The sequence below is a fragment of the Micromonospora sp. NPDC047793 genome (genome assembly GCF_040642635.1).
Lineage (GTDB): Bacteria > Actinomycetota > Actinomycetes > Mycobacteriales > Micromonosporaceae > Micromonospora.
This window is the reverse complement of sequence record NZ_JBEYSG010000007.1, coordinates 1-26054: the sequence shown is the minus strand read 5'-3', so window position 1 is coordinate 26054 and position 26054 is coordinate 1. Positions and strand designations below refer to the sequence as shown.

At 71.6% G+C, this 26054-nt stretch carries 25 protein-coding genes; 5 read left to right on the top strand and 20 right to left on the bottom strand.

Features of this window, described 5'->3' with window-relative positions; genetic code table 11:
- The 8 genes from ABZ738_RS16195 to ABZ738_RS16160 all read right to left on the bottom strand — a co-directional run bounded on the left by ABZ738_RS16195 (position 1) and on the right by ABZ738_RS16160 (position 9469).
- A complete protein-coding gene (locus ABZ738_RS16195; RefSeq protein WP_357213925.1) occupies positions 1-972 on the bottom strand; it encodes an enoyl-CoA hydratase/isomerase family protein in 972 nt (323 codons plus the stop codon).
- A 9-nt stretch (positions 973-981) separates the two neighbouring features.
- Complete coding sequence (locus ABZ738_RS16190; RefSeq protein WP_131051571.1) at positions 982-1980, bottom strand: LLM class flavin-dependent oxidoreductase; 999 nt, start codon at positions 1978-1980, stop codon at positions 982-984.
- A complete protein-coding gene (locus tag ABZ738_RS16185; protein WP_131051570.1) occupies positions 1980-3527 on the bottom strand; it encodes a class I adenylate-forming enzyme family protein in 1548 nt (515 codons plus the stop codon). Before ABZ738_RS16185 ends, ABZ738_RS16190 begins: the two co-directional genes overlap by 1 nt.
- Positions 3524-4528 (bottom strand): LLM class flavin-dependent oxidoreductase, encoded by a 1005-nt coding sequence (locus ABZ738_RS16180; protein WP_161594901.1) that lies wholly within the window; start codon positions 4526-4528, stop codon positions 3524-3526. Before ABZ738_RS16180 ends, ABZ738_RS16185 begins: the two co-directional genes overlap by 4 nt.
- A complete protein-coding gene (locus tag ABZ738_RS16175) occupies positions 4525-5625 on the bottom strand; it encodes an LLM class flavin-dependent oxidoreductase (RefSeq protein WP_131051568.1) in 1101 nt (366 codons plus the stop codon). The genes ABZ738_RS16180 and ABZ738_RS16175 overlap by 4 nt, the downstream gene beginning before the upstream one ends.
- 81 nt (positions 5626-5706) lie before the next feature.
- On the bottom strand, positions 5707-6726 hold the full coding sequence (locus tag ABZ738_RS16170; protein WP_357213919.1) for an acyl-CoA dehydrogenase family protein: 1020 nt from the start codon (positions 6724-6726) through the stop codon (positions 5707-5709).
- A gap of 13 nt (positions 6727-6739) precedes the next feature.
- The gene (locus ABZ738_RS16165; protein ID WP_357213916.1) at positions 6740-7891 is read right to left on the bottom strand and encodes an acyl-CoA dehydrogenase family protein; all 1152 of its coding nucleotides are present in this window, start codon (positions 7889-7891) and stop codon (positions 6740-6742) included.
- A 30-nt stretch (positions 7892-7921) separates the two neighbouring features.
- Positions 7922-9469 (bottom strand): AMP-binding protein, encoded by a 1548-nt coding sequence (locus ABZ738_RS16160; RefSeq protein WP_161594900.1) that lies wholly within the window; start codon positions 9467-9469, stop codon positions 7922-7924.
- A gap of 70 nt (positions 9470-9539) precedes the next feature.
- On the opposite strand from ABZ738_RS16160, the gene ABZ738_RS16155 reads away from it, so the two are divergent.
- Positions 9540-10523, top strand: a complete 984-nt coding sequence (locus ABZ738_RS16155; protein ID WP_131051564.1) for an MBL fold metallo-hydrolase — start codon at positions 9540-9542, stop codon at positions 10521-10523.
- 3 nt (positions 10524-10526) lie between these two features.
- Here the strand turns inward: ABZ738_RS16155 and ABZ738_RS16150 are convergent, their stop codons facing one another.
- Genes ABZ738_RS16150 through ABZ738_RS16100 form a run of 11 tightly spaced genes read right to left on the bottom strand, consistent with a single transcriptional unit; the run spans position 10527 to position 22586 of the window.
- Positions 10527-12083, bottom strand: coding sequence for an AMP-binding protein (locus ABZ738_RS16150; RefSeq protein ID WP_201272283.1), 1557 nt, complete (start codon positions 12081-12083; stop codon positions 10527-10529).
- Entirely contained in the window at positions 12080-13603 is a 1524-nt protein-coding gene (locus ABZ738_RS16145; RefSeq protein WP_131051563.1) for an AMP-binding protein, read from the bottom strand. The genes ABZ738_RS16150 and ABZ738_RS16145 overlap by 4 nt, the downstream gene beginning before the upstream one ends.
- Positions 13603-14097 (bottom strand): VOC family protein, encoded by a 495-nt coding sequence (locus ABZ738_RS16140; protein ID WP_131051562.1) that lies wholly within the window; start codon positions 14095-14097, stop codon positions 13603-13605. Before ABZ738_RS16140 ends, ABZ738_RS16145 begins: the two co-directional genes overlap by 1 nt.
- A 1-nt stretch (position 14098) precedes the next feature.
- Complete coding sequence (locus tag ABZ738_RS16135; RefSeq protein ID WP_131051561.1) at positions 14099-15022, bottom strand: SDR family NAD(P)-dependent oxidoreductase; 924 nt, start codon at positions 15020-15022, stop codon at positions 14099-14101.
- The gene (locus ABZ738_RS16130; RefSeq protein ID WP_131051560.1) at positions 15019-16203 is read right to left on the bottom strand and encodes an acetyl-CoA acetyltransferase; all 1185 of its coding nucleotides are present in this window, start codon (positions 16201-16203) and stop codon (positions 15019-15021) included. The genes ABZ738_RS16135 and ABZ738_RS16130 overlap by 4 nt, the downstream gene beginning before the upstream one ends.
- Positions 16193-17623: a zinc ribbon domain-containing protein gene (locus ABZ738_RS16125; protein ID WP_176092699.1), complete on the bottom strand. Its 1431-nt coding sequence runs from the start codon at positions 17621-17623 to the stop codon at positions 16193-16195. Before ABZ738_RS16125 ends, ABZ738_RS16130 begins: the two co-directional genes overlap by 11 nt.
- Positions 17614-18405, bottom strand: coding sequence for an ABC transporter ATP-binding protein (locus tag ABZ738_RS16120; protein ID WP_131051558.1), 792 nt, complete (start codon positions 18403-18405; stop codon positions 17614-17616). Before ABZ738_RS16120 ends, ABZ738_RS16125 begins: the two co-directional genes overlap by 10 nt.
- Complete coding sequence (locus ABZ738_RS16115) at positions 18402-19289, bottom strand: ABC transporter permease (protein ID WP_131051557.1); 888 nt, start codon at positions 19287-19289, stop codon at positions 18402-18404. The genes ABZ738_RS16120 and ABZ738_RS16115 overlap by 4 nt, the downstream gene beginning before the upstream one ends.
- 5 nt (positions 19290-19294) lie before the next feature.
- On the bottom strand, positions 19295-20218 hold the full coding sequence (locus ABZ738_RS16110; RefSeq protein ID WP_161594899.1) for an ABC transporter permease: 924 nt from the start codon (positions 20216-20218) through the stop codon (positions 19295-19297).
- A complete protein-coding gene (locus tag ABZ738_RS16105; protein WP_131051555.1) occupies positions 20215-21057 on the bottom strand; it encodes an ATP-binding cassette domain-containing protein in 843 nt (280 codons plus the stop codon). The genes ABZ738_RS16110 and ABZ738_RS16105 overlap by 4 nt, the downstream gene beginning before the upstream one ends.
- A gap of 2 nt (positions 21058-21059) precedes the next feature.
- The gene (locus ABZ738_RS16100; protein WP_357213905.1) at positions 21060-22586 is read right to left on the bottom strand and encodes an ABC transporter substrate-binding protein; all 1527 of its coding nucleotides are present in this window, start codon (positions 22584-22586) and stop codon (positions 21060-21062) included.
- Positions 22587-22776: 190 nt separating this feature from the next.
- Here ABZ738_RS16100 and ABZ738_RS16095 point away from each other — a divergent pair, with 190 nt between their 5' ends.
- From ABZ738_RS16095 to ABZ738_RS16085, 3 genes are read left to right on the top strand one after another with little or no spacing between them, the layout of a single operon-like run.
- Positions 22777-23514, top strand: a complete 738-nt coding sequence (locus ABZ738_RS16095; protein ID WP_357213902.1) for an enoyl-CoA hydratase/isomerase family protein — start codon at positions 22777-22779, stop codon at positions 23512-23514.
- Positions 23511-24329, top strand: a complete 819-nt coding sequence (locus ABZ738_RS16090; protein ID WP_161594896.1) for a VOC family protein — start codon at positions 23511-23513, stop codon at positions 24327-24329. The genes ABZ738_RS16095 and ABZ738_RS16090 overlap by 4 nt, the downstream gene beginning before the upstream one ends.
- Positions 24326-24841, top strand: coding sequence for a flavin reductase family protein (locus tag ABZ738_RS16085; protein ID WP_161594895.1), 516 nt, complete (start codon positions 24326-24328; stop codon positions 24839-24841). Before ABZ738_RS16090 ends, ABZ738_RS16085 begins: the two co-directional genes overlap by 4 nt.
- Positions 24842-24893: 52 nt before the next feature.
- Here ABZ738_RS16085 and ABZ738_RS16080 read toward each other — a convergent pair whose 3' ends face one another.
- Positions 24894-25370 (bottom strand): MaoC family dehydratase, encoded by a 477-nt coding sequence (locus ABZ738_RS16080; protein ID WP_131051551.1) that lies wholly within the window; start codon positions 25368-25370, stop codon positions 24894-24896.
- Between the two features lie 53 nt (positions 25371-25423).
- On the opposite strand from ABZ738_RS16080, the gene ABZ738_RS16075 reads away from it, so the two are divergent.
- A partial coding sequence (locus ABZ738_RS16075; protein WP_357213897.1) for an acyl-CoA dehydrogenase family protein occupies positions 25424-26054 on the top strand: 631 nt, incomplete at its 3' end.

Genomic DNA, 26054 nt, shown 5'->3' with positions numbered 1-26054 from the left:
CTACTTCTCGCGGGCCCGGGAGTCGCTGAGCCGGAAGTACGGCGCGACGAGCCGGTCCCGGTCGGCCAACGCCTGCGCGATGCCCTTCTCCCGCCGTTCCTTGAGGAAGTTCCAGTCGCCGTCCTCGAAGCTGACGTTGGTGGCCCAGCCGTGGCCGACCCACCCGGTCATCGCGCCCAGGCCCTTGCCCCGGGCCTCCATCACCACCTGCATCATCGACTTGCCCATCATCAGCGAGTCCAGCGGCATGACGGCGATCGCGTCGGCGTAGTCGTCCACCCACCGCGACAGTTCCTCGCGCTCGACGACCTTGGTGACCAGGCCCTTGCGTTCGCCCTCCTCGGCGCCGATGGCCCGCATGGTCAGCATGACGTCCTTCATCGTCGTCAGGCCGACCTTCTCGATCCAGTGGTACATGTCCTGCGGGGCCGGGCCGAGGTAGCGGAACGCCGGGTGGGTGAAGCGGGCGTCGGGGCTGGCGATGACGATGTCGGCGGAGAGCGCGATCTGGAAGTGCCCGCCGTAGCAGTAGCCCTGCACCTGGCAGATGGTGGCCTTCAACGACTCGATGATGGGCCGGGTGAAGCCGGAGCTGAGCACGTTGCGGTCGGGCAGGATGCGCTGCCGCTGCGCCGGGCGGCGGCGGGACGCCTTGTCGGTGCCGGTCTTGTAGCCGATGTAGTGGCCGAGTTCGGCGGCGTCGGCGCCGGTGCCGAAGTGGTCGCCCTCCCCCTTGAACACGATGACCTTCACACGGTCGTCGGTCTCCGCCTCGCGGACCAGGTCACCGACGCGTTCGAAGGCGGCGACGGGGATGGCGTTGAGCCGGTCGGGGCGGTCGAAGGTGATCGTCGCGACGGACCGCTCCTCGTCCACGTCGTACCGGACGTACGTCGCGAGGACCTCGGGGTCGACCTCCATGTTCTCGACGTCCCACTGGTCTGCCAGCAGCTCGGCTTCGGTCTTCTTCACGGCGGTTCCTTAGGGTCGGCTGGTGCGGAAGGCGGGGAACACCTCGGTGGCGAACAGTCGCAGCGAGGCGCGCAGTCGCTCGGTCGGCATGCCGAGCCATCCGGGACGGAAGATGAGATGGTCGAAGCCGAGGTCCCGCAGGGCGGAGATGCGTTCGATCAGGAACTCCGGCGAGCCCAGCAGGAGGGTGTTGCGGACCAGGTCGTCGAAGCGGTCGCGCTGCCAGCGCAGCGCCGGGTACTCGGCGTAGGTGGAGTACTCCCGCCGGGCGTGCGGCAGGGCCTCCTCGACTGCCTGTTCGGTGGTGGGCGCGCAGTACAGTTCGACGCCGACCGGGCGCTGCACGGTGGCGGGGTCGCGGCCGTACTCGGCCAGCGCCTCGTTGTAGACGGCAAGGTGCTCGGGCAGGAACCGGCGGCTCGGTGAGTTGCCCGGCGCGTACCAGGCGTCGCCGAGGCGGGCGGCGCGGCGGACGGCCTTGCGACCGCCCGCGCCGATCCAGATCGGCGGGCCGCCCGGGGTCAGCGGTCGGATGCCGATGGTGGCGTCGACCTGCGGATAGAACTCGCCGTCGTGGGTGACCGGCGTGCCGCCCCAGAGGGCCCGGATCAGTCGCAGGCTCTCGTCGAAGCGGCGGAACCGGGCCTGCGGGTCCAGGCCGAAGGCGGCGAACTCGTTCTCCCGGTAGCCGGCGCCGACACCGAGGACCACCCGTCCACCGGAGAGGTGGTCCAGGGTCGCGAACTCCTCGGCGACGTGCACCGGATGGAACATCGGCAGCAGCAGGATGCCGGTGCCGAGGGTCATCTCACCGGAGCGCGGGATCAGGCTGGCCAGCATCGAGATGGGCTGCGGGGTGGCCAGGTTGGACTGGAAGTGGTTGATCGTCCAGACCGAGTCGTAGCCGAGTTCGGCGGCGAGTTCCACGGTGCCGAACAGGTCGCTCAGGTGCCGGCCGAGGTCGTCGCCGTGCGGATACTGGTGCGACGCCATGATGCCGAACTTCATCAGCTCCGACCTCCCTCGGCGGCGGGTGCCGCGACCCGACTGGTCTTCCCGGTGGTGCTGCGTTCCAGGGCGGGTACGAACTCGACGCGTCGGGGTGCCTTGAAGTGGGCGAGCCGGTCGCGGGCGAACGCGACGATGCCGTCGGCGAGGACCGCGTCGGGGATCGAGTCGTCGGTCCGGCGGACCACGAGGGCCACCGGGATCTCGCCCAGCCGGTCGTCGGGGCGGCCGAGCACCCGGACGTCGTCGACCAGCGGGTGTTCGCGGAGTTCGTCCTCGATCTCCTCGGGCCACACCTGGAAGCCGCCGCACTTGATCATGTCTCGCTTCCGGCCGACCAGGAACAGCACGCCGTCGTCGTCGACGTAGCCGATGTCGCCGGTGTGCACCCAGCCGTCGCGGACCAGTTCGAGGGAGGCGGCCGGGTCGTCGACGTACCCCTTGGTCAACGCGGAGCGGACCACCACCTCGCCCTCCGCGCCGACCGGCAGCGCGGTGCCGGTCTCGTCGCGGATCTCCAGCTCCACCCCGGGATAGACCCGGCCGGCCGAGCCGGGCTTCCACCGACCGGCCTTCATGTCCCGGCCGTTCCACCCGGCGATGTGTCCGGCCTCGGTGGACCCGTAGTTGACCAGGATGGGTACGTGGTAGCGCTGCTCGAAGGCCCGCCGGACCGGCCAGGAGATGGCCTGTCCGGCGACCAGGACCGACTTCACGCCCTCGAACGGCAGGTCCCGTTCGGTGTGCACGATGTCGAAGACCATGGTGGGCAGGAAGAAGAAGTTGTCGAAGGCGAATCGTCGCATCAGTCCGTCGAGCCGGTCGACGCCGAAGCGTTCCCAGACCACCGCGGCCCGGCCGACGAAGTACGCGAAGAGCAGCGAGTGCTGGCCGCCGCTGTGGAACAGCGGCAGGGCGATCAGGTTGGGCTTCGCGTCGGTCGCGGCGCTGCCCTCGGCGTCGGTGCCGGTGGCCACCCGCGCCATCCGCATCAGCGACTCCCGTGAGCCGCCGTGGGTCACGCTGACCGCCTTGGGCCGGCCGGTGGTGCCGCCGGTGAACAGGATGCACGCCTCCGCGTCCGGTGCGACGTCGACGGCGGGTACCCGCGTCGGGCGTCGCCACGGCAGCGCCGGTGCCCCGGCGACCGGTTCGCTGACCGAGCGGACCGGCAGGTCGGTGCCGGCCAGGAACTCGGCGACGACCTCGGGCCGGCGGTCGTCGACGAGCAGCAGGCGCGGGGTGGTCTTGGCGACCGACTCGGCGAGTTCGGCGGCGTTGTAGAGGCTGCTGACCGTCACCGGCACCGCGCCGATCTTCCAGGCGCCGAAGAGGAAGAACACGACCTCGGGGCCGTTGGTCAGATAGCAGGCGACCCGGTCACCGGCGCCGACGCCCTCGGCGCGCAGTGCGGCGGCGACGCCCCCGGCCAGCAGGTCGATCTCGTCGAAGGTCCACGAACGGCCGTCCTCGCCGTGCAGGCCCGGCACGTCGCCCCGGTCGGTGCCGCGCCCGTGCAGGATCAGGGCGAGATTCGCGCCGCTCATCGCGTCGACTCCTCGGTGCTCGGGGTGGCGACCCGGCTGACGACCTCGGCGCCGAATCGGGCGAGCTGGTCCATCGCCTCCTCCTGACTGGCGCCGACGAACTGGTGCCGCAGGGACACCTCGGTGATGCCGAGGTCGTTCTCCCAGCGGCGGAGCTTGTCGACGATCTCGTCGGCCGACCCGACCAGACAGTCCTGGGCCAGGTAGCGGTCCAGGTCCAGCGACTGGGCCTCGTCCCACGACTTGTAGCCCGCGTACTGGCGTTGCAGGTGCGGGCGGACCGCCGCGACGGCGCTGCGGTAGCTGTCGCCGATGAACGCCTCGCGGCTCATCGGGTACTCGCGGACCGGGTCGAGGCCCCGTTCGGCGAGTTCGGCGCGGTAGATGCCGAGGAGTCGGGCGAGTTCGGCGTCGTCGCCCTTGGGGCCGATGAGCCAGGGGGCGTCGAGCCGGGCCGCGCGTCGGATGGCGGGTTCGGCGAACGCGCCGATCCAGATCGGCGGGCCGCCGGGCTGCACCGGGCGCAGCGGCAGGCTGGCCTGCGGCACCTCGCCCCAACTGCCGGCGGCGTCGATCGTCTCGCCGCGCCACAGGGCGCGCAGGATCGGGACGTACTCGCGCAGGCGGCGCAGCCGGTCCTCCCACGCCACGCCGAAGGCGGTGGTCTCCCGGCGTCGGTAGCCGGCGCCGATGCCGACGGTCAGCCGACCACGGGTCAGCACGTCGAGGGAGGCGAGGTCCTCGGCGAGGGCGATCGGGTTCAGCAGGGGCGCCAGCAGGACGCCGAAGCCGATACGGATGCGGTTGGTGGCGTGTCCCAGGTGACCGGCGAGCGGGATCGGCTGCACGAACGCCGACCGGGCCAGGTAGTGGTGTCCGAGGTAGACGCCGTGGAAGCCGGCAGCTTCGGCGGCGGCGGCCTGGGCGAGGACGCCGTCGATGCCCTCGGTGGGCGACGCCGCCGGGTCGAACTGGGCGCTGAGGAAGCAGCTGATCCTCACCCGACGACCGCCTCGGCGGCGGCGGGCGCACTCACCGTGTCGTCCTTCGCGGCGGTGGCGCGGAAGTGCGGGATGACCTTCGCGGCGAACTCCTCCATCGACTTGAGCGCGGCCCTGCGGTCCAGCGACGGGATCCGCAGCCAGCCGATGTAGTGGTTGATGCCGAGCTGTTCGCGCAGCATCTCGATGGTCTCGATGACGCGGTCGGCGGAGCCGAAGTTGCCGCCGTGGGTCAGGGTCTGCTCCAGCGTCAGCAGCTCGATGTTCTTGGCGACCGCCGCGTAGTAGGCACGCTCCTTGTCGATGGCCTCCTCCGAGCCGGGGATGACCTTGCCGACGGACTTGTAGTAGTTGAGGGCGGCCTGGGCTGCCGCGCGCAGTCCCTCACTGCTGTCACCGCACCAGACCTGCTGCATGAAGGGCAGGTCGTAGGTGCTGATGTCGAATCCGTTCTCCCGCATGCTCTGCCGGTAGAGGTCGAAGTTGCGTTGCATCACGCCCAACGGGGTGAAGTTCGGCGAGGTGATGATCGACTCGCCGAGGGCGCCGCGTTCGCGGAAGCTGTCCGGGGAGACGGTGCCCTGGAGGATGGGCGGACCACCGGGGGTGTACGGCCGGGGGTAGGTCGTGACGTTGTCGTACTGGAAGATCTTGCCGTGGTAGGAGAAGTTCTCCTGCGACAACGCGAGCCGCAGCACCTCCAGCGTCTCCTGGTAGCGCTGCTTCGACTCCTCCAGCGGGATGCCGAAGCCGGCGAACTCGGCGGGCTGGTAGCCACGGCCGACGCCGATGGAGACCCGGCCTCCACTGAGTACGTCGAGGGCGGCGATGTCCTCGGCCAGCCGCAGCGGGTGGTGCAGCGGCAGCACGAGGACTGCGGTGCCGATGGTGATCTGTCGGGTCCGCTCGGCGACGGCCATGCCGAAGTTCACCGGGCTGCCGAGGATGCCGTACTTCGAGAAGTGGTGCTCGGCCAGCCAGATCGAGTCGAACCCGAGCTCGTCGGCCAGCTGGATCTCGTCGAGGGTCTCTCGCAGCACCTGGTGATCGGATGTGCCGTCACTCACCGGGAACAGGTTCATGATTCCGAACTTCACGGCTTCTCCTCGTTTATTCCGACCAGCCGGTATGTTACCGCTGTGGTCGTCGACCTGCAAGGGTTTCGCAGGTCAGCGGGGTTACGACGAACGTCGAGAGGCGATGCGCAACTCGCCGGCACGGCGGCGGTGCCAGGAGCCGCGACCGAATCGGGCGTCGAGCACCAGGGCTCGGCGCAGGAACAGGTGCGGCACCGCCTCCATCGTGATGCCCATGCCGCCGTGCACCTGGATGCACCGCTCGGCGGCGAACACCGCCGCCGCCCCGGCCGCCGCCTTGGCCGCGTGCACCTGGATCTCCGCGTCCGGGCGTCCGTTGTCGACCGCCCAGGCGGCGTAGAGGGTCAGGTCCCAGGCGGCCTTGCGGGCCGTGGCGGCCTCGGCGAGCTGGAAGGCGACGCCCTGGAACGAGCCGATCACCCGACCGAACTGCTGACGGGTACGCGCCTGCTCGGCGGCCAGCTCGATCGCGCCCTGGGCGACACCGCAGAGTTCGGCGGCGACCACCAGCGTGGCGCGGGCCGCCCCGGTGCCGGCCGGCACGATCTCCTGCGGATCGGGCAGCGTGACGTCCGACAGCGGCACCGACGGGTCGACCGACTCGCGCGCGGTCACCTCGACCGGCACGCTGGTCCACACGCCCTCGGCGGCGCCCAGGGCGACCACCGCGTCCGCCTGTGCCGCGTACGGCACCAGAGTGCGGACCGCCGAGCGGGGCGACACCTGGTCCGCCCGCGCGGTGGCCCCCGGCACGTCCACCGCCGGGGTCAGCACCCGGCTGCCGTCGAGCACCTCGTCCGGCAGCGACGTACCGTGCCCGCTGCCGCAGAGCAGTTGCACCGCCGCCGCGTGCGCCGGGAACCGGCTCGCGACGAGCCGTTCGCCGAGCGCCTCGACGGCGACGAGCAGGTCGATCAGGCTCGACCCGATGCCGCCGACCTGCTCCGGCACCCCGAGGAGCCCGAAGTCGCGCAACAGCGTCGCGTCACCGGTGGGGGCCTGCCAGTGCGTCGGCAGCCCGCCGGTGGCGCGTTCCGCGTCGGCCAGCGCGCCGACGGTCTTGGCGATGTCCTGCTGTTCCTGGGTGAATGTTGCCCGCACGCGATGACTCCGCTCAGCGTGAGCGGGGCAGGTTCAGCACCCGCTCCGCCAGGATCGATTTCTGGACCTCCTCCGTGCCGCCCTCGATGGTGTGGGCGCGGGCACGCAGGTAGCGGCGCATCCGGGCGGCGGCGCCGTCGCCGTCGAGCAACACCCCGCCCCCGTCGTCGAGGTGCACGGCGAGCCGGTTGGCGCGCTGCACCACCCCGGCCCAGAGGCTCTTGAGGGCCGAGGTCTCCGGTCCGGGCACTCCCCCGGCGCGGCTCTCGCCGAGCATCCGCATCGACCCGATCCGCACCGCCTCGGCGTCGCACTGCAACGCGCCGACCGCGTCGACGAAGGCACTGTCGTCGGCCACCCCGCGCGCGATGCCGAGGTCGACGACCCGGTCCACCGCCTGGCGGGCCCACACCCAGAGGTTCAGCGCCATGCTGCCGCGCTCGAAGGCGAGCGTGGTCAGGGCCACCCGCCAGCCGTTGCCGACCCCGCCGAGCACGTCGGCGTCGGGGACGAAGACGTCGTCGAGGAACATCTCGTTGAACTCGGTGTCCCCGTTGATCATCGTCAGCGGCCGGACGGTGAACCCGTCCATCGGGGCGAGGAAGTAGGTGATCCCCTGGTGCTTGGGCGCGTCGGCGTCGGTGCGGGCGAGCAGCAGGCACCGGGAGGCGTTGTGCGCGTTCGACGTCCAGATCTTGGCGCCGTTGACCAGCCAGCCGCCGTCCACCTTCGTGGCGGCGGTCCGCAGACCGGCCAGGTCGGATCCGGCGCCGGGCTCGCTGAAGCCCTGACACCAGTACTCCTCGCCGCGCAGGATGCCGGGCAGGTGCCGGGCCTGCTGCTCGTCGGTGCCGTGCGCGATGACGGTCGGTCCGGCGAGCATCATGCCGACCCCGTTGAGCGGGTACGGCGCCCCGCGTACCGCGGCCTCCTCGTTGAAGATGGCCTGTGCCAGCGAGTCCAGGCCCCGGCCACCGTGCGCGACCGGCCACGACAGCCCGGCCCAGTTGCCGGCGCAGAGCCGGTCCTGCCAGACCCGCGACCAGTTCTCGCGCTCGTCCTGCGACAACTCCTCCTGGTCGGGGACGTCGCTCAGCGCCTCGTCCAGCCAGGCGCCGACCTCACGCCGGAACGCCAGGTCGGACGCGCTGTCATCGAAGTCCATCCGCCCCTCCCCTCGTGTCGTACCGTCCGGTCACGCCGTCACCTCGCGGGTACGCCGCAGCCGGGCCTTGTAGAGCTTGCCGTTCGGATCGCGCGGCAGCGCGTCGCGCACCAGGTAGGACACCGGGCGCTTCGGCTTGGCCAGGCGGTCGGCGAGGTAGCGGCGCAGCCCGTCGACGGCGGCGTCGCCCTCGGGCGCGTCGTCGCGCAGGACGACGTGCGCCTGCGGCACCTCGCCGAACTCCGGGTCGGGTACGCCGATCACCCCGGCGTCGGCGACCCACTCGTGGGCCAGCAGCGCCGCCTCGATCTCGGCCGGGTAGACGTTCACGCCGCCGACCAGGATCAGCTCCGACGCCCGGCCGGTGATGTAGAGGAACCCGTCGGCGTCGACGTGGCCGACGTCCCAGACGGTCATCAGGCCGTCGCGGCGGGAGCCCTCGGTCTTGCCGGGATCGTTGTGGTACTCGACCCGGTCGTTGCCCTGCCGCATGTACACGATGCCGGTCTGCCCCACCGGCACCTCCTCGCCCTGCTCGTCGAGGATCCGCAGGGTGGAGATGGACGCCGGGCGGCCGACCGTGCCGGGGTGCGCGAGCCACTCGTGCGGGCGGGCGATCGTGGTGCCGACCTCGGTCGAGCCGTAGTACTCGTAGACCACCGGGCCGAACCAGTCCAGGATCCGCTGCTTGACCTCCAGCGGGCAGGGTGCCGCGCCGTGCAGCACGTAGCGCAGCGAGGAGACGTCGTAGTCGTCGCGTACCGACTCGGGCAGTTGCAGCAGCCGGTAGAAGTGCGTCGGCACCATGCTCGTGCCGGTGACCCGCTGCTCCTGGACGCGCCGCAGGAAGCCCTCCGGCGTCCAGCCGTCCATCAGCACCATCGTGCCGCCGGCGTGCAGCGCGCCCATCGCCGGGGTGATGTTGGCGGAGTGGTACATCGGCGCGGAGACCAGCCAGGACGCGAAGGCCGGGCGTTCCATGCCGAACTCGGCGAACAGCCACCGGTAGGTCAGCGCCCCGGCGTCGGCGTCGATGCCGCTCAGCGGGCGCTTGACGCCCTTCGGTCGGCCGGTGGTGCCCGAGGTGTACATCATCAGCGAACCCGCCGGGACCTGTTCCGGACTCACCGCCGGCATGTCGGCGGTGAGCGCCGACAGCGGCTGCGCCCGGTCGGTCTGCGGGGTGCCGTCGACGAAGACCTGGATGCCGGGTGCGGCCTCGGCGGCGGAGACGACGACCTGCTCGACGCGCGCCGAACCGACCACCACCTTGGCGCCGCTGTCGGCCAGGACGTACGCGATCTCCGGCTCGGTGAGGTGGTAGTTGAGCGTGACCAGGTACAGGCCGGACTGCATCGCCGCGAGGTACATCGCGATCATGCCGGCGCTGTTGGTCATGACCGCGGCCACCGTGTCGCCGACCTGGAGCCCGGCCCGGGTACGCAGACCGTGCGAGATCCGGTTCACCTCGGCGAACAGTTCCCCGTAGGAGATCCGGCGGTCGTCGGGGGTGACCACCGCGCACAGGTCGGGCGCTGCGGTCGCCCACAGCCGAAAGCCGGTCCGCTCCTCGCTCATCGGACTCCTTGAGTTAGATTCCGACCATCCGGTATGTTGTGTTGTCCCACCGTAAGGGAGCCGAGCGACGATGTCCATACCCGCGATCGACGCCCACGCCGCCAGCTACCGCGCCCGTGAGGTGCCCGCACCCGCCCAGGTCGTGGACGGTGTCTGGGCCGTGCCCGTCCCTCTGCCCGGCAGCGCCCTGCGCTACGTCACCGTCTATCTCCTGGACACCGCCGACGGGCTCGTCCTCGTCGACGCCGGCTACGACCACCCGGCCTGCTGGCGCGCGTTCACGCAGTCCGTGGAGTCCCTCGGGCACCGGGTCGAGGCGATCGGCACCGTCCTGCTCACCCACAACCACCCCGACCACGTCGGCTTCGCCGCCCGGCTCCAGACGACCGCCGGGGCCCGCATCGTGATCGGCCGCCCCGACGACTTCGCCACCATGCACCGCACCCGGGGCACGTTCCTCGCCCAACTGCGCGCCGCCCTCGACCTCACCGGAGCCCCCGCCGACGTGGTCGAGTCGATGTACGCCGACGCCGTCGACGTCGCCGTGCACCACGAGAACCTGCGGCCGGACGTGACCGTCACCGACGAGACCGGGTTCCGCTTCGGCGACGTGACCGTGAGCGCCGTCCCCACCCCCGGGCACACGTACGGCCACACCGTCTATCTCGACACCCGGGGTCTGGTCTTCACCGGGGACACCATGATGGCCGAGGGCCCCACCCAGCTCGCCATCGTCAGCCGCCCCGAGGACGACCCGGCCGCCGACCTGTTCCGCAGCCTGGCCCGCATCCGCGCCCTCGACGCCGCGGTGGCCTGTCCGGCCCACCAGTTCCCGTACCGGGACGTCGCCGCCCGGGTCGACGAGCTGACCGCGTACCACCGCGACGAGGTCGACGCGGTGCGGGACCTGACCGTGGTCGGCGACGACGCGTGGACGCTGGCCCGGCGGATGACCTGGCAGAAGCCGTGGGACGAGCTGGGTCGGGGCACCCGCCGCTTCCACCTCGTGCACGCTCTCGCCCTGCTGCGGACGGCGACCGGCACCGACCGGTGACGCTCAGCCGGGCCGCTGGTCGCCGTACGTCCAGTCCGGCCGTAGTGTCGGCCGCAGGTCCCGCAGGCTGCGCTTGAGCACCTTGCCGGACGGGTTGGTGGGCAGCTCGGTCACCAGGTAGACCTCCTTGGGCACCTTGAACCCGCCGAGCCGCTCCCGGGCGTACGCGATCAGCTCCTCGGCGGCCAGCCCCGGGCGGCCCACCACGAACGCCACCGGCACCTCCACCCACACCGGGTGCGGCGCCGCCACCACCGAGACGGCCAGGACCAGCGGATGGCCGGCCAGGACGTTCTCGATCTCGGCGCTGGACATGTTCTCCCCGCCGCTGCGGATCATGTCCTTGAGGCGGTCCCGGATGTAGAGGTAGCCGTCGGCGTCGAAACAGCCCACGTCACCGGTGTGGAACCAGCCGTCGCGGAAGGCGGCACGGGTCGCCTCCGGGTCGTCGAGATAGCCGGGGCTCACCTTCGGCCCGCGCGCGATCACCTCGCCGTCCTCCCCCACCGGCACGTCGTCGCCGTTCGCGTCGACCACCCGCACCTGGACCCACGGCGCGGGAATGCCGACCGAGCCCTGCTTGCTCTGCGCGTGGGCGGCGTCCAGATAGGTCAACCCGCTGCACGTCTCGGTGAGACCGTAGCCCTCGATCAGCCGCGCGTTCGGGAACAGGGTGCGCGCCACCGCGTACAGGGCCGCGCTCACCTGGGAGTAGATCACCCAGCGCACCGAGGAGAGGTCGGCGTCCACCGTGTTCTCACTCTCGCGCCGGAGCATGTCGAGCATCGTCGCGGCCATCACCATCCCGGTGATCCGCTCGGTGCCGATCGCCTCCAGCACGGCCGCCGGGGCGAAGCGTCGCTGGAGCACCATGCAGCCGCCGACGTGCCAGATGCCGTACCCGGGCAGGTCGGTGCCGCCGACGTGGTAGAGCGGCGCGAAGTTGAGGATCCGGTCGCCCGCCCGCAGCCCGAGTTCGACGATCTGGGCGTGCATGTTCATGTTCACGTTGCCGTGGGTGAGCAGCACGCCCTTGGGCAGGCTGGTGGTGCCGGAGGTGTAGACGATCCGTTGCAGCGCGTCCGGATCGAGGTCGGCGTCGGGCACCCGGGCGCCACGGTGGGCCTCGATCAGCGCCCGCAGGTCGGTCCAGCCGTCGCCGATCGGTTCCAGCGCGTACCGGCGTACCTGCGGCAGGCGGGCGGTGGCCAGGTCGGTCAGGTCGGCGAACTCGGGGACGGTCGCGACCGCGCACACGTCGGCGTGTGCGAGCAGCCGCGCGATCTCGCCGGACGTCAGCCGGTAGTTCAGCGGCACGAAGACCGCGCCGAGCTTCGCCGCCGCCAGCGACAGGATGAGGAACTCGGGCACGTTGTTCGCCACGATCGCGATCCGGTCGTCCCGGCCCAGCCCCTCGGCGGCGAGACCGGCCGCGAGCGCGTTGACGTCCTGGTCGAGCTGTCGGTGGGTCCACCGCCGGCCCTCGAACACCAGCGCGTCGTCGTCGCCGAAGCGCCGCGCGTTGCGGGCCAGCATGGCGGCCAGGTTGGCGGTGCTCACCGGGCCGCCTCGATCTCGCGCAGCCCCTTCTTGAGCACCTTGCCGGAGTCGTTGCGCGGCAGCGTGGTGACCACCTCCACGTACTTCGGGACCTTGTACCGGGCCAGCTCGGCCCGGCAGTGCTCGCGCAGGGCCTCGCCGGTGACGGTGGCGCCGTCGCGCAGGATGACGAACGCCTTCGGCACCTCGTCCCAGGTCGGGTCCGGTACGCCGATGACGGCGACCTCGGCGACGTCCGGATGCTGCGCGAGAACCCGTTCGATCTCGGCGCTGGCGATGTTCTCCCCACCCGACTTGATCAGGTCGGCGCGCCGGTCGACGAACCACAGGTAACCGTCGGCGTCGATCCGGCCCACGTCGCCGGTGAGGAACCAGCCGTCGCGGCGGGTCCGCCGGTTGGCCTCGTCGTCGTTCCAGTAGCCGGGCGACACCTTCTCGCCACGGACCACGATCTCCCCCTCCACCCCCGGTGGCACCGGCTGGAACCGCTCGTCGACGATCTCGATCCGGACGCCCGGGAACGGTGCGCCGAGCGCGCCGAGCTTGCTCTGCTCGTGGGCGGCGTCGAGGTAGCAGGCGCCGTTGCACAGCTCGGTCATGCCGAACGTGTCGACCAGCCGGACGTGCGGCAGCCGCCGTTTCACCTCCTGCCGCACGCGCGGCGCGACCCCGGCGAACAGCAGGTAGCGCAGCGACCGCAGGTCCGGCGGCTCGGCGAGGTCGAGCAGTCCGAAGAGGATCTGGGCGGCGAGGACCATGCCGGTGACGTGTTCCTCGGCGGCGACGCGGGCGATGTCGGCCGCCTTGAACGTCGGCGTCAACACCATCGTCGCGCCCGCGACGAAGGTGGCCAGGCCGGGTGCCTCCAGACCGCTGACGTGGAACAGCGGCGCGGAGACCAGGATCCGGTCCTGCGGGGTGAGTTCCAGTTCGAGCAGTTGGGCGAGGTGGTTGGCGGTCAGGTTGCCGTAGGTGTGGATCACACCCTTGGGGCGGGCCGTGGTGCCCGAGGTGTAGAGCAGGCGGTGCACGTCGCCGGGCTCCTTGGCCGCGTCCGGGACCCGGACGCCCGCCGGTTGGCCGGCCAGCAGGGCTGCCAGCCGCCGGGCGTCGCCGACCACCCGGTCGCCGTTGGCGACGGCGGTCCGCAGGCCGGTACCGGCCAGCAGCCGGCCCGCGTCGCCGGCGAAGTCGTCGTCGTAGAGCAGCGCGGTGATGCTGGCCTGGTCGATGACGTACGCCTGCTCGTTCGGGTGCAGCCGCCAGTTCAACGGCACCGAGATCGCGCCGATCCGGCTCAGGGCGAGCAGTTCGAGGACGTACGTGGCGGTGTTGCGCCCCAGTACGCCGACCAGTTCACCAGGGCCCAGCCCGGCCGCGAGCAGCGCCGCCGCGTGCCGGTCGACGTCGGCGTCCAGCTCGGCGTACGTCCACCGGGCCGCGCCGTCGACCAGGGCCTCCCGGTCGGCGCGGCGCAGGGCCTGCCGGCGCAGCGTCAGCGAGAAGTTGCTGCCCGCCATCAGCCGTCCGCCTCCCGCCGCCGGGCGAGGATCTCCTCCCGTGACGGCAGCGACACGAACTCCAACAGGTTGCCGTCGAGGTCGCGGGCCGCGAACGCGGTGATGTACCCGTAGTTTTCCAGCAGCACCCGGTTCGGCGGGGTGAGGCACTCGGCGCCGAGCGACACCAGTCGGGCGTGCAGCTCGTCCATCTCGTCCACCGGCACCGCGAAGCTGAGCAGGAAGGGGCCCAGTTCCAGGTGCCCACCGGTGGCGGTCCGGGTCGGGGTGCCGTTCCACTCGATGAGTTCGAGCTGGCCGATCTGGCTAGGCCCCTGGAGGTACTGCACCCGGCCGGTGGTGCCGGCGGGCAGCCCCAGCGACACCTCGATACCCGGCCCGCCGACGTCGGTACGCAGCGTGCGGCGGTAGCCCAGCGCCTGCTCGTAGAAGTCGGCGGCCCGGTCGACGTCGGAGACGGTCACCGCCACGTGGTGCACTTCGCTGACCGGCATGTCACTCGCCTTCCGTACGGTCCGACGGGCCGGACAGGGCCTGCTGGATCAGGGCGACCTCGTCGGCACCGCTCTCCGGCACGATGAAGTCGTCCAGCCGGCAGATGTCGTCGATCGAGTCGAGGATGTCGTCGGGCGAGGCCGGTGCGACGCCGCCGTACCAACCGGGCGTGACGCCCAGGAAGATCCGCCCGACCCGGCCGCCGCCGACGGTGAGGATGTGCCGGTTGAGCTGGCACTGTTCGGAGGCGAGGAAGGTGGCCACCGACGCGACGTGCTGCGGGTCGAACCGCTCGGTCAGGTCGCCGAGGAGGTTCTCGGTCATCCGGGTCGCGGCGGTGGGGGCGATCGCGTTGACCAGGATGCCCCGGCGGGCGCCCTCCAGCGCGAGCACGTTCATCAGGCCGACCAGGCCGGCCTTGGCCGCGCCGTAGTTGGCCTGCCCGAAGTTGCCGAACAGCCCGGACGACGAGCTGGTCAGCACGATCCGGCCGTAGCCCTGCCCGACGAGGTGCGGCCAGGCGGGCCGCAGCACGTGGAACGCGCCGGCCAGGTGCACGTCGAGGACGGCGGTGACGTCCTCCTCGGCCATCTTCGCCAGCGTCCGGTCGCGCAGGATGCCGGCGTTGTGGATGATCCCGTCCACCCGCCCGTACGCGTCGATGGCGCGGCCGACCAGGTCCGCGCCGCCGGCTGCGGTGGCCACCGAGTCGGTGGACGCGACGGCGGTGCCGCCGGCCGCACGGATCTCGTCGACCACGGTCTGCGCGGCACCGGAGGAGCCCGAGCCGTCGACCGCGCCGCCGAGGTCGTTGACGACCACCTTGGCGCCGCGCGCGGCGAGCGTGTGGGCGTGCGCCCGGCCGATGCCGTTGCCCGCGCCGGTGACGATGACGACCCGGCCGTCCAGGCTGACCCGGCTCATCGCTCGCTCCCCAGGACCGCGACGAACGCGACGCAGGAACCCGGCTGGCCGCCCAGGTTCTGGGCCACCGCCACCCGGGCGTCGGGCACCTGCCGGGCGCCGGCCTCACCCCGCAGTTGGGTGAAGCACTCGAAGACCATCCGCAGCCCGGTGGCCCCGATCGGGTGGCCGAACGACTTCAGCCCGCCGTCGGTGTTGACCGGCAGCGCGCCACCGAGGTCGTACCGGCCGTCGAGGATGTCGCGCCATGCCTTTCCGCGCGCCGAGAATCCCAGGTCCTCCATCAACACCACCTCCGTCGGCGTGAAACAGTCGTGCACCTCGGCCAGCGAGATCTCGGTGGCCGGGTCGGTGATCCCCGCCTGCTCGTACGCCTGCCGCGCCGCCTCCACCACCTCGGGGAAGGTGGTGAAGTCGTAGCCGTCGGCGGCCAGCCCGGCACCGGACCCGGCGACGAAGCCCATCCCGCGCAGGAAGATCGGCTTGTCGGTGTACCGGTAGGCGTCCTCGGCGCGGACCAGCACAGCCGCCGCCGCGCCGTCGGAGACACCGGAACAGTCCAGCACGCCGAGGTCCCCGGCGATCCGGGGCGAGCGCTCCACGGCCTCGGCGGAGACCGCCTTACGGAACTGGGCGCGCTCGTTCAACGCGCCGTTCGCGTGGTTCTTCGTCGCGACCTTCGTCAGGGCGCTCCGCATGTCCCGGGCGTCGACCCCGTACGCGCGCTGGTAGGCGGGGGCGAGCAGGGAGAACCCGGCCGGCGCGGTCCAGTCCACGTCGGTGCCGTCGGCCGGTGGGAAGACCGCCGACAGGCCGGAGTACGACGAGTCCTTCAGCTTCTCCACGCCGGTCGCCATCACCATGTCGTACGCGCCGGAGGCCACCGCGAACGCGGCGTTGCGCAACGCCTCCGAGCCGGTGGCGCAGTAGTTCTCCACCCGCGTGACGGGCTTGCCGACCAGCCGCAACGGGCGGGCCAGCGTCTGCCCGGACATGCCGGAGCCCTGGGTGCCGACCCAGAACGCGTCGACGTCGTCGAGGGTCAGGCGGGGTTGGGACGCCACGCACTCGCGGACCGCGTCGACCAGCAGGTCGTCGGCGGAGGAGTGCCAGTGGTCCCGGAACGGGGTGCAGCCCATAGCGACGATCGCGACGTCGTGGGCCAATCGCCTACTGGCCATCGAGGGTGTCCTTCCTCGGGCGGAGTTTCCAGAAGTAGTTGTGGATCGCGTCGGTGGTCCACAACCGTCGGAAGGTGGGTGTCATCGACATCCCGACGACCACGTCGGCGGGGTCGACGTCGGTCGCGTACGCGCTGAGCCGACCACCGCCGTCCACGTCGGCGACGACGATCGCCACCTCCGGTTCGGGCATGGTCGTCAGGTGGTCACGGGTCGACGAGACGACCTGGGCGGTGCGGTCGCGCAGCGAGACGGTGGTGGTGGGCTCCGCCGAGGCGGCGACGACGCCGCAGCGGGCGCAGACCCGGCTGGGCGGGGTGGTGACCGTGTCGCAGGCGGTGCAGCGGCTGCCCTCCAGCCGGTACTTCCAACCGGCGCGACGGTGCATCGGCGGGGCGGCCGGTGCCGGTGCCGCCGGGCGGGCCGGGCCCTGCACGTCCAGCAGACCCCGCCAGCGCAGGTAGCGGCCGTAGCCGAGGCGGTGCCGCGGGTCGAGCTGGGCCCGGACGGACGGTCCCCCGCGCGCCGCGCGGACCTGGTCGCCCACCCGCAGGACGAACGCGTCGGCGCCCTCGGTGACCGACAGCAGCAGGATGTGCTGGCCGGGTTCGGCCTCGTCGAGCGTGGCGGCGAGCAGCAGGCCCGGGTGGGCGGCACCGGTGAAGCCGGTGAGCCGTTCGACCGCCGCGTCCTGACCCGTACCGCCGAGCGCGCGCCGCAGGGCCGCCGCGCACCGGGCGTTGGACGACGACACGACCACGTGGTCGACGCCGTCCCGGCCGGCCTCGGTCAGGGCCCGCCGGGCCACGTCGAGCCCCGCCTCGGCGAGGACCTCCGCGGTGAACCGCTCGTCCCAGACCCGGTCGTGCCGCTCCCCCGGCAACCGCCAGCGTTCCAGCAGCTCCACGGTCCGGCCGGTGCGGGCGAGCAGGACGGCGGCGCGGGTGCCGCCACCCACGTACGCGGCGGCGGCGTCGCCCTGGGCCAGTTCGTCGGGCGCGCCCGGTCGGGTGGTCCGTACGTCGGCCAGGGCAGCCATCGCGCCGGTCCGCAGGACCGTGTCGAGCGCGACCGCGCCGGACCGGTGGCCGTGCAGGTCGACCGCGCTGATCCCGGGGTCCAGGCCGACGGCCTCGTGCACCACCGTGGCGGAGGTCTTCCCCTGGTAGGGGGCGCTCGTGGTGGCCAGCAGCAGGTGCCGGTCCGTCAAGGTGCCGGCGGCGATGTGCCGCAGCGCCTCGACGGCCATGGTGATGCTGTCCTCGTCGAAGGCGGCGACGCCGCGTACCGGTCCACCGGCGCGGGGCGGTCCGGTCGCGTCGATCCTGTTGTCGTCGAGCGCGTACGCCGGAAGGTACGCCGCGTACGCGTCGATGCCGTGCTGCTCGTGCATGGGTGCCGGGTTCTCCTTCAGCTCCACGAGGGAATGGCGGCGAGCAGTCGCCGCGTGTAGTCCTGCTCCGGCCGGTCCAGTACGCGTTCGGCGTCCCCCTCCTCGACGACGCGTCCCCCGCTCATCACCGCGATGCGGTCGCACAGGTCGCTGGCGAGCATCAGGTCGTGGGTGACGAAGAGCAGGCCGATGCCGAGTTCGTCGACCAGGGTGCGGAACAGCTCGACGACCTTGGTCTGGGTGGTCACGTCGAGGGCGGTGGTGCACTCGTCGGCAATCACCAGCGAGGGGCGGGTGACGACGGCGAGGCCGATGGCGACCCGCTGCTTCAACCCGCCGGAGAGCTGGTGGGGGTAGCTGTCCAGCACCCGGGTCGGGTCGGTGATGCGCATCTGCTCCAGCACCTGCACCGAGCGACGTTCGATCTCGGCCCGGGTGATGCCGGGAACGTGTCGTCGCAGCACCTCGGCGAGGTGGACACGGACCTTCATCAGCGGGTTCAGCGAGCGCGACGCATCCTGGAACACCATGCCCACGGCGCTGCCACGGACCCGTCCGGTGCGGTCCACCCCGGGGGCCACCACCACGTCACCGGCGAGCGTGACCGAACCCTGCTCCACCCGGACGTTGCGTTCCAGCAGCCCGACGACGCAGCGGGCCAGGGTGGTCTTGCCGCTGCCGGACTCGCCGACCACCCCGACGATCTGGCCGCCCCGCACCTCGAGGTCGACGGTGTCGAGCAGCCGCAGGTCGTCGGTGGCGAGCCGGGCGGTGACGGAGAGACCGCTGATGGTCAGCAGGTCGGTCATCGGCGCCTCTTCCGTGGGTCGTGGTGGGTGAGCAGCGCGTCGCCGAGCAGGTTGACCAGCAGCACCAGCAGGGTGATGGCGAGGCCGGGGAAGAACGCGAGCCACCAGGCCTGGCTCAACTCGTCCTGACCGGAGGCGAGCATCGAGCCCCAGCTCGCCCGCGCGGGTCCGACCCCCAGGCCGAGGAAGCTCAACGCGCTCTCGATCAGGATCGCGGTGCCGACCTGGAGCGTGCCGAGCGCGACGATGGTCCCGGCGAGGTTGGGCAGGACGTGCCGGAAGACGATCCGGGCCTCGGAGGCGCCGGCGGCGCGCAGCCCGATCACGAACTGGCGTTCGCGTACGGCCAGGGTGGCCGCGCGGGTGACCCGGGCGCAGACCGCCCAGCCGGTGAGCGCCAGAACCAGGAACAGCACCGGCAGCGAGCTGCCCCGGTTCGAGATGATCGCGAGGGCGACCAGGATGAACGGCAGGGCGAGCTGGGCGTCGATAAGGATCGAGATGACCCGGTCGACCCAGCCCCGGAAATAGCCGGCCAGCACGCCCAGCAGCGTGCCGGGGCCGATGGCGACCAGCGCGCCGACCAGGCCGATCATGATGGTGAGCTGGCCGGCGGAGACGAACTGGGTCAGCAGGTCCTGGCCGAGCTTGTCGGTGCCGAGCGGGTGTGCCCAGCTCCCGCCGTCGAGGAAGCCGGGCGGCTGGCGGGTCGCGTCCAGGTTCTGCCCGCGCTCGGGCAGCAGCCCGGTGAACGGCAGGACGAACACCAGGACGGCGACCACGGCCAGCGGCAGGGACAGCCAGAACACCGAGGTACGCGCGCGTCGGGCGGTGCGTGCCGGCGGCACCGGCGCGGTGACCGGGTCAAGTTCGAGTTGGCTCACGGCACTCACCTCACCCTCGGGTCGACGATCGAGTGGATGACGTCCACGAGCAGGTTGAGCAGGACGAAGACCAGGGCGCCGAACACCACGATCGCCTGCACCAGCGGGAAGTCACGGAACTGGATGGCCTGCAACGCGAGCTGCCCGAGGCCGGGCCAGGAGTAGACGTACTCGACGGCGACGGCACCGGAGAGCAGGATGCCGGTCTGCAGGACGACGATGGTCAGGATCGGCATCATGGCGTTCTTGAACGCGTGCCGCCAGACCACCCGGCGACCGGCGATGCCCCGGGCCCGCGCCGCGTCGACGTACGGCTCGGCCAGTGCCTCGCTCATCGAGGCCCGGGTCAGCCGGGCGATGTGCGCCATCGGATAGACCGACATGGTGAGGGCGGGCAGGATCAGGTGCCGGAGACTGCCGGACTGCCCGGCGGGTAGCCAGCCGAGGTTCACCGCGAAGAGCACCACCAGCATCATCCCGAACCAGAAGACCGGCACGGACTGGCCGAGCAGGGCCAGCGTGGAGGCGGCCCGGTCCCACCAGGTGCCTTCCCGGGTGGCCGCGAGCACGCCCAGCGGGACGCCGACGAGCAGGGCGAGGAGCATGCCGGCAGCGACCAGTTGCAGGGTGTACGGCAGCCGATCGGCGATCATGCTGGTGTTCGCCTGGTAGAACTGCAGCGACTGCCCGAGGTCGCCGGTGAAGACGCCCTTGAGGTAGTTCAGGTACTGCACCACGAGCGGCTGGTCGAGCCCGAGTTCGGTGCGCAGCGCCTCGCGTTGTTCGGGCGGCGCCATGGGCCCCAGGATCATCGTGGTCGGGTCGCCGGAGAGTCGGCCGAGGGCGAACGCCAGGCTGAGCGCGATGAGCAGCGACGCGAACAGCGACGCGAGGCGAACGCCGATCCGGCGTACGGTGCTGGCCTTCATCGGCGATTCCTCCATCGCGCGCCGGGCATCGCGGCCAGCAGTTCGCGCGTGTAGTCGTGGCGCGGCGTCACGAAGACCGTCTCGCAGGGGCCCGCCTCGACCACCTGTCCGCGGTACATGACGTGCACGGTGTCGCAGACGGCGCGGACCACGGCCAGGTCGTGGCTGATCATCAACAGCGCGGCACCGGTGGTCGTCCGGATCTCCCGGAGCAGGTCCAGCACGTCGGCCTGGACGGAGACGTCGAGACCGGAGGTCGGCTCGTCGGCGACGATGAGTCGGGGACGCATGAGCAGCGCGCGGGCGACGCAGACCCGCTGCGCCTGGCCGCCGGAGAGCTGGTGCGGGAACCGGTCGAGGATCTCCGGCGCGAGCCGGACCCGACCGAGCAGGTCGGCGTCGGTGATCCAGGAGGTGCGCCGGGGTTGCAGGGTACGCAGTTCCCGCAGCCCGGAGCGGACGGACTGGCGGGGGTCGAGGGAGCCGTGCGGGTCCTGGAAGACCACCTGCACCTCGGGGCGCAGTCGGCGCAGTTGCCCGCGCCCGATCGAGGAGAGCGAGTGGCCGAGCAGCCGGATGTCGCCCGTGCCGCGTGGCCCGAGCCCGGTCGCGGCCATCGCCAGCGTCGTCTTGCCGGAGCCGGACTCGCCGACGACGGCGACGCTCTCTCCGGCCGCGATGCGCAGCGACACCTGGTCCACCGCACGGAACACCTCCCCCGTGCTGCGGTTGCGGTGCTCGACGACGAGGTCGTCGACCGCCAGTACGGGCACGTCCGCCTCCGGGGTGCGGGGATGCCGGGTGTCGCCCGGCATCCCCGTCTCCACTGCCTCGGACATCGTCAGCGGGTCGTCTTCGTGAAGTCCACGGTGTTCAGGGGACCGAACTCGACGCCGGTGACACCGGGTGCGGTCGCGTAGTTGAACACCTGCCGGTACAGCGGCACGTAGCAGTGCTTCTCCACCACGCCCATCGTGTTGAGCTGCTCGTAGATCGGAGCGGCCTGGTCGGCGTCGTCCTGCTCCAGCGCCTCCTGGGCCATCTCGTCGAAGCGCGGGTCGGGGCAGTTGCCGGTGATGGACTGGGTCTTCATGAAGCCACTGGCGAAGAAGTCCGGCACGGCGACGTTCGGCACCCCGGCGAAGATCGCGATGCCGGGCACCTGGCGGCCGATGACGCGCTTGACGAGCGTGCCGTAGTCGAGCGGCTCGTAGTTGACCTTGAAACCGGCCTGCTCCAGGCTGCCGCCCACGGCCTGCGCGACCTCCTCGATGTTGGTGTACTGCGCGGCCGGATAGGTGATCTGGACCGTCGGGCCACCGGAACCGACCAGTTGCTTGGCCCGGTCCAGGTTCGGGGTCACGCTCTGCGCCGGCTGCTCACCGGGCCGGACGTTGAGCAGTCCGGCGTCGGCGACCGCCTGGCCGTCGAAGATGCCGCGCACGATCGCGTCGCGGTCGATGGACAGGGCCGCCGCCTCGCGCAGTTCGGGCTTGTCGAACGGGGCCTTGGTCGAGTCCAGGAAGGCGATGATCTTCATGGCGGTCTCGGTGCTGACCACCTCGACGTTGGCCGCCTTGGCCGCGGAGGCCTGGGCCGGCGGGAGGTCGAAGGCGACGTCGACGCTCTTGCTCTGGATCAGGGCGAGCCGCTGGGCGGCCTCGTTGGCCCAGGTGAAGGTGATGCCCTGGTTGCTGGGCGCCGTTCCCCAGTACTCGGGGTTGGGCTTCACCGACATGTCGCGCCCGGCGTTTCCGCCCGCCCACACGTACGGGCCGGTGCCGACGGGGGCGGCGGCGAAGCCGTCCGAGCCCTTCTCCTCGTAGTACTTCGGGGGCACGAGGTAGACCGTGGTGAGCAGGTCCGGAATGTTGTACTGCGGGGCCTTGGTCTTGAGCACGACCGTGCCGGCGTCCGGGGCCTCGATCGAGGTGACGTTGCCGAAGTAGGACTTCAGCTGCGACGCCTCGCTGTCCCGGGTGAGGGTGATGGTGTTCGCGACCGCCGCCGCGTCGGCCTTCTCGCCGTTGCTGAAGCTGACGTCGGGCCGGACGGTGAAGGTCCAGGTGGTCGCGTCGGTGCGGGTCCAGCTGGTGAGCAGGCTGGTGTCGGCCGGGCCGAGGTTGTCGTCGGTGCCGATCAGCGTTTCGAGCATGGTGGCCCAGACGATCTGGCCGGACCGTGCGCCGACGATGGGGTCGAGGGTCGCGGGCTGGGCCGCGAGCAGCGCCCGGATGGGCGTGGAGTCCGACGCGCCGGAATCCGACGAGTCGGTGTCGCCGCAGGCGGTGAGGCCGATGCTGGCGAGCGTCAGTGCCGTAGCGAGCGCCAGTGTGCGCCGTGAGTGCGAGGATTTCATGATCATCATGGCTGTCCTTCACAGGGGATGGACCCGTCGTACCCCCGCGTGACGCGGCGGTGACGTTCGCCACAAAGTACCGACCAGCCGGTATCAAGTCAACGGGTCGAGCCGGTATCTCGTCCATGACAATCAGATCACATGAGCAGGTCAGGCCCGGACATTGCCTTCATACCGACCGGTACGTATTATGCCGAGGGTGACTCCCACACTCACCCACGAACGCGACGGCCACGTCGCCCGGGTGCGATTCGACAACAGCGCCCGTGGCAACTGTCTCGACGACACGACGCTTCGCGAACTCGTGGACACCCTGGAGACCGCGGCGGCCGACGAGGCGTGCGCCGTCATCCACCTCGACATGGCCGGCCGGCACTTCTGCGGCGGCTGGGACACCTCGGCGTTCGGCCGACTGCGCGGTGCGACCGCCGCGACGGTCGCCGCCGGCCTGCGGGACAGCGACGCCGCCCTGCACCGCGTCCGGCACCTCCCGGTACCCGTGGTCGCCGCCGTCCGGGGTCAGGTCGTCGGCTTCGGCGCCGGCCTGCTCGGCGCGATCCACCTGCCGGTCGCCGGCGAGGGCGTCCGGCTCTCCCTCCCGGAGGCCCGGTTCGGCTTCGCCCCCGCCGGGGTCGGCCACACCATCGCCCGGTCCGTGCCCCGCCCACACGCCTACCACCTGCTGACCGGTGCCGCGACGGCGACCGCCCGGGACCTGCTCGCCTGGGGCTTGGTCGCCCAGGTGGTACCCGACGACGACGTCGACCGCTCGGTGGACGCCCTCGTCGACACGCTGCTCGCCGTGCCGTCCCGGACGCTGCGCGCGGTGGTCCAGGTCGTCGAGTCGAGCCTGGAGTCCGGCACCGCCGACCGGGCCTACGAGATCTCCGCCGGCACCATCGTGGCGGGGCTGAGCACCCGGGAGGTCTCCGGATGAGTCAACCGTTCCGGCCCGGCGAGGCCGTCTGGGTGGAGTTGTGCACCCCACGGCCGGAGCAGGCCGAGGAGTTCTATCGCACGCTGTTCGGCTGGACCGTACGCACCGAGCGGCTCGGCACCACCACGTACCGGATGTGCAGCCTGGACGGCCGCGACGTGGCCGGCATCTCCGACGCCACCGCGCTGCACGGCGGCCGGCCCCGGGGCTGGATCGCCTACTTCGCGGTCCACGACATCCACCGCTCCGCCGCGCAGGCGGTCGCACTCGGCGGCGAGTTGGTGACCCCGCCGCGTTACCTGCCCGCCGCCGGGACCGGTGCCGCCGTCATCGACCCGTTCGGCGCCGCGTTCGGCCTCTATCAGGGCGAGTCACGAGCCGGTGTCCAGATGCTCAACTCGGTCGGCGCGCTCTGCTGGAACGAGCTGGACACCGGGGAGCCGGACCGCGCGGTGGCCTACTACCGGTCGCTGTTCGGATACACCACCCGGCAACACGGGGACTCCCCCACCGCCCGTCCCTACAGCCTGCTGATGCTCGGCGACGTCCCGGTCGCCGGCGTGCTGGCCCTGGACAACGACTGGCCGAACCTGATCCCGTCGAAATGGATCACCTACTTCGCGGTCGCCTCGCTGGACGACGCGCTGCGCCGGGTCGTCGCGCTGGGCGGGACGCCCACCGTCGGTCCGGTCGACAGCCCGCACGGGCGGCTTCACCTGGTGAAGGATCCCGGCGGGCACACCCTCTGCCTGATCCAGCTGGAAGACGGACTACGCCCGCACCATCCCTCCTCCGACCCGGCGGTGACCCGATGACGGCCGAGCCCCTGTTCGACTCCGCCGAGTTCCGTCAGGTGTGCGGACACTTCCCCACCGGTGTCACGGCGGTGACCGCGGTGACCGGTGACGGCACCGTCGCCGCGCTGACGGTGAACTCCTTCACCTCGGTGTCGCTGCGCCCCCCGAAGGTGCTGTTCTGCGTCACCAGCTCCTCGTCGAGCTTCCCGGTGCTGATGGACTCGGCCCGGATCGCCGTGCACATCCTCAGCCAGGACCAGGAGGACGTGGCGCGCCGGTTCGCCACCTCCGGGCTGTCCGGGGCGGACAAGCTCGACGGCGTCTCCTGGGTGCCCGGGCCGGACGGCGTCCCGCTGCTGCCCGGCACGCCCGCGGTCCTGGCCGGGCGCCGCGACACGGCGATCACCAGCGGCGACCACGTGATCATCCTGATCGACGTGGACCACGTGCACCTGAAGCCGACGAGCGTCCCGGCCCTGTCGTTCTATCGGGGGCGGTTCGTCGCGCCGTCGAGCACGCCGGGAGAGTGACCCGCCGAGACGGCGGGGAGGTGACCGCCGGTATGCCCGGCGGCCACCGCCGTCACGGCAGGTAGCGGAAGAGGATCTCCGCCACGCAGCAGGTGGTGGAGTCCTCGGCGAACTCCACCACCACCGACGCCTTGGCCTGCACGCCGCCCGGCACCCCGGCGATCGGCTCGGCGGCGAGCAGCGTCGCGGTGCCCTGGATCGGCACGCCCGGCGGCAGCGGCTTGACGAACCGGACCCGGTCCAGCCCGTAGTTGACGCCCATCGAGAACGTCGTGACCTCCAGGATGTCCGCGAGCAGACGCGGCACCAGAGCCAGGGTGAGGAACCCGTGCACGATCGTCGTGCCGAACGGGCCGGATCGGGCCCGTTCCACGTCGACGTGGATCCACTGGTGGTCCTTGGTCACGTCGGCGAAGCGGTCGACCTCGTCCTGGGTGACCACCTGCGGCTCACTGGCACCCAGTTCCCGGCCGACGAGGTCGAGCAGGTCGGCCGGGGTGGGCGCGATGGTGCGGGAGGCGGTACGCATCGGGCGGCTCCATTCGTGGGATCAGGGAGGATGAAGCATACCGACCGGATGGTATGCTCCCGCCAGGGTTCAGGACGAGGAGGTTCTCCGTGGCGTTTTCCGCGTACCAACTGCCCGAGGAGCATGAGGCCGTTCGCGAGGCCGTTCGGGCGGTCTGCGACCACCGGGTCGCCCCGCACGCCGCCGCCGCCGACGAGAACGCCGAGTTCCCGCAGGCCTCCTACGACGCCCTGCGCGCGGCCGACTTCCACGCCCCGCACATCCCCGAGGAGTACGGCGGCGCCGGTGCCGACGCGCTGGCCACCGCGATCGTCATCGAAGAGGTCGCCCGGGCCTGCGCCACGTCGTCGCTGATCCCGGCCGGCAACAAGCTCGGCACCATGCCGTTGCTGCTCGCCGCCGACGACCGGCTCAAGCAGCGGTACCTGCCACCGGTCGCGCGGGGCGAGGCGATGTTCTCGTACTGCCTCTCCGAGCCGGAGGCCGGCAGCGACGCTGCCGGTATGCGGACCCGCGCCGAGCGCGACGGCGACACCTGGGTGCTCAACGGCGTGAAGCGGTGGATCACCAACGCCGGGCTGAGCGAGTACTACACGGTTTTCGCGGTGACCGACCCGACCGCGCGGTCGCGGGGCATCTCCGCCTTCGTGGTCGAGAAGTCCGATCCGGGGGTCAGTTTCGGTG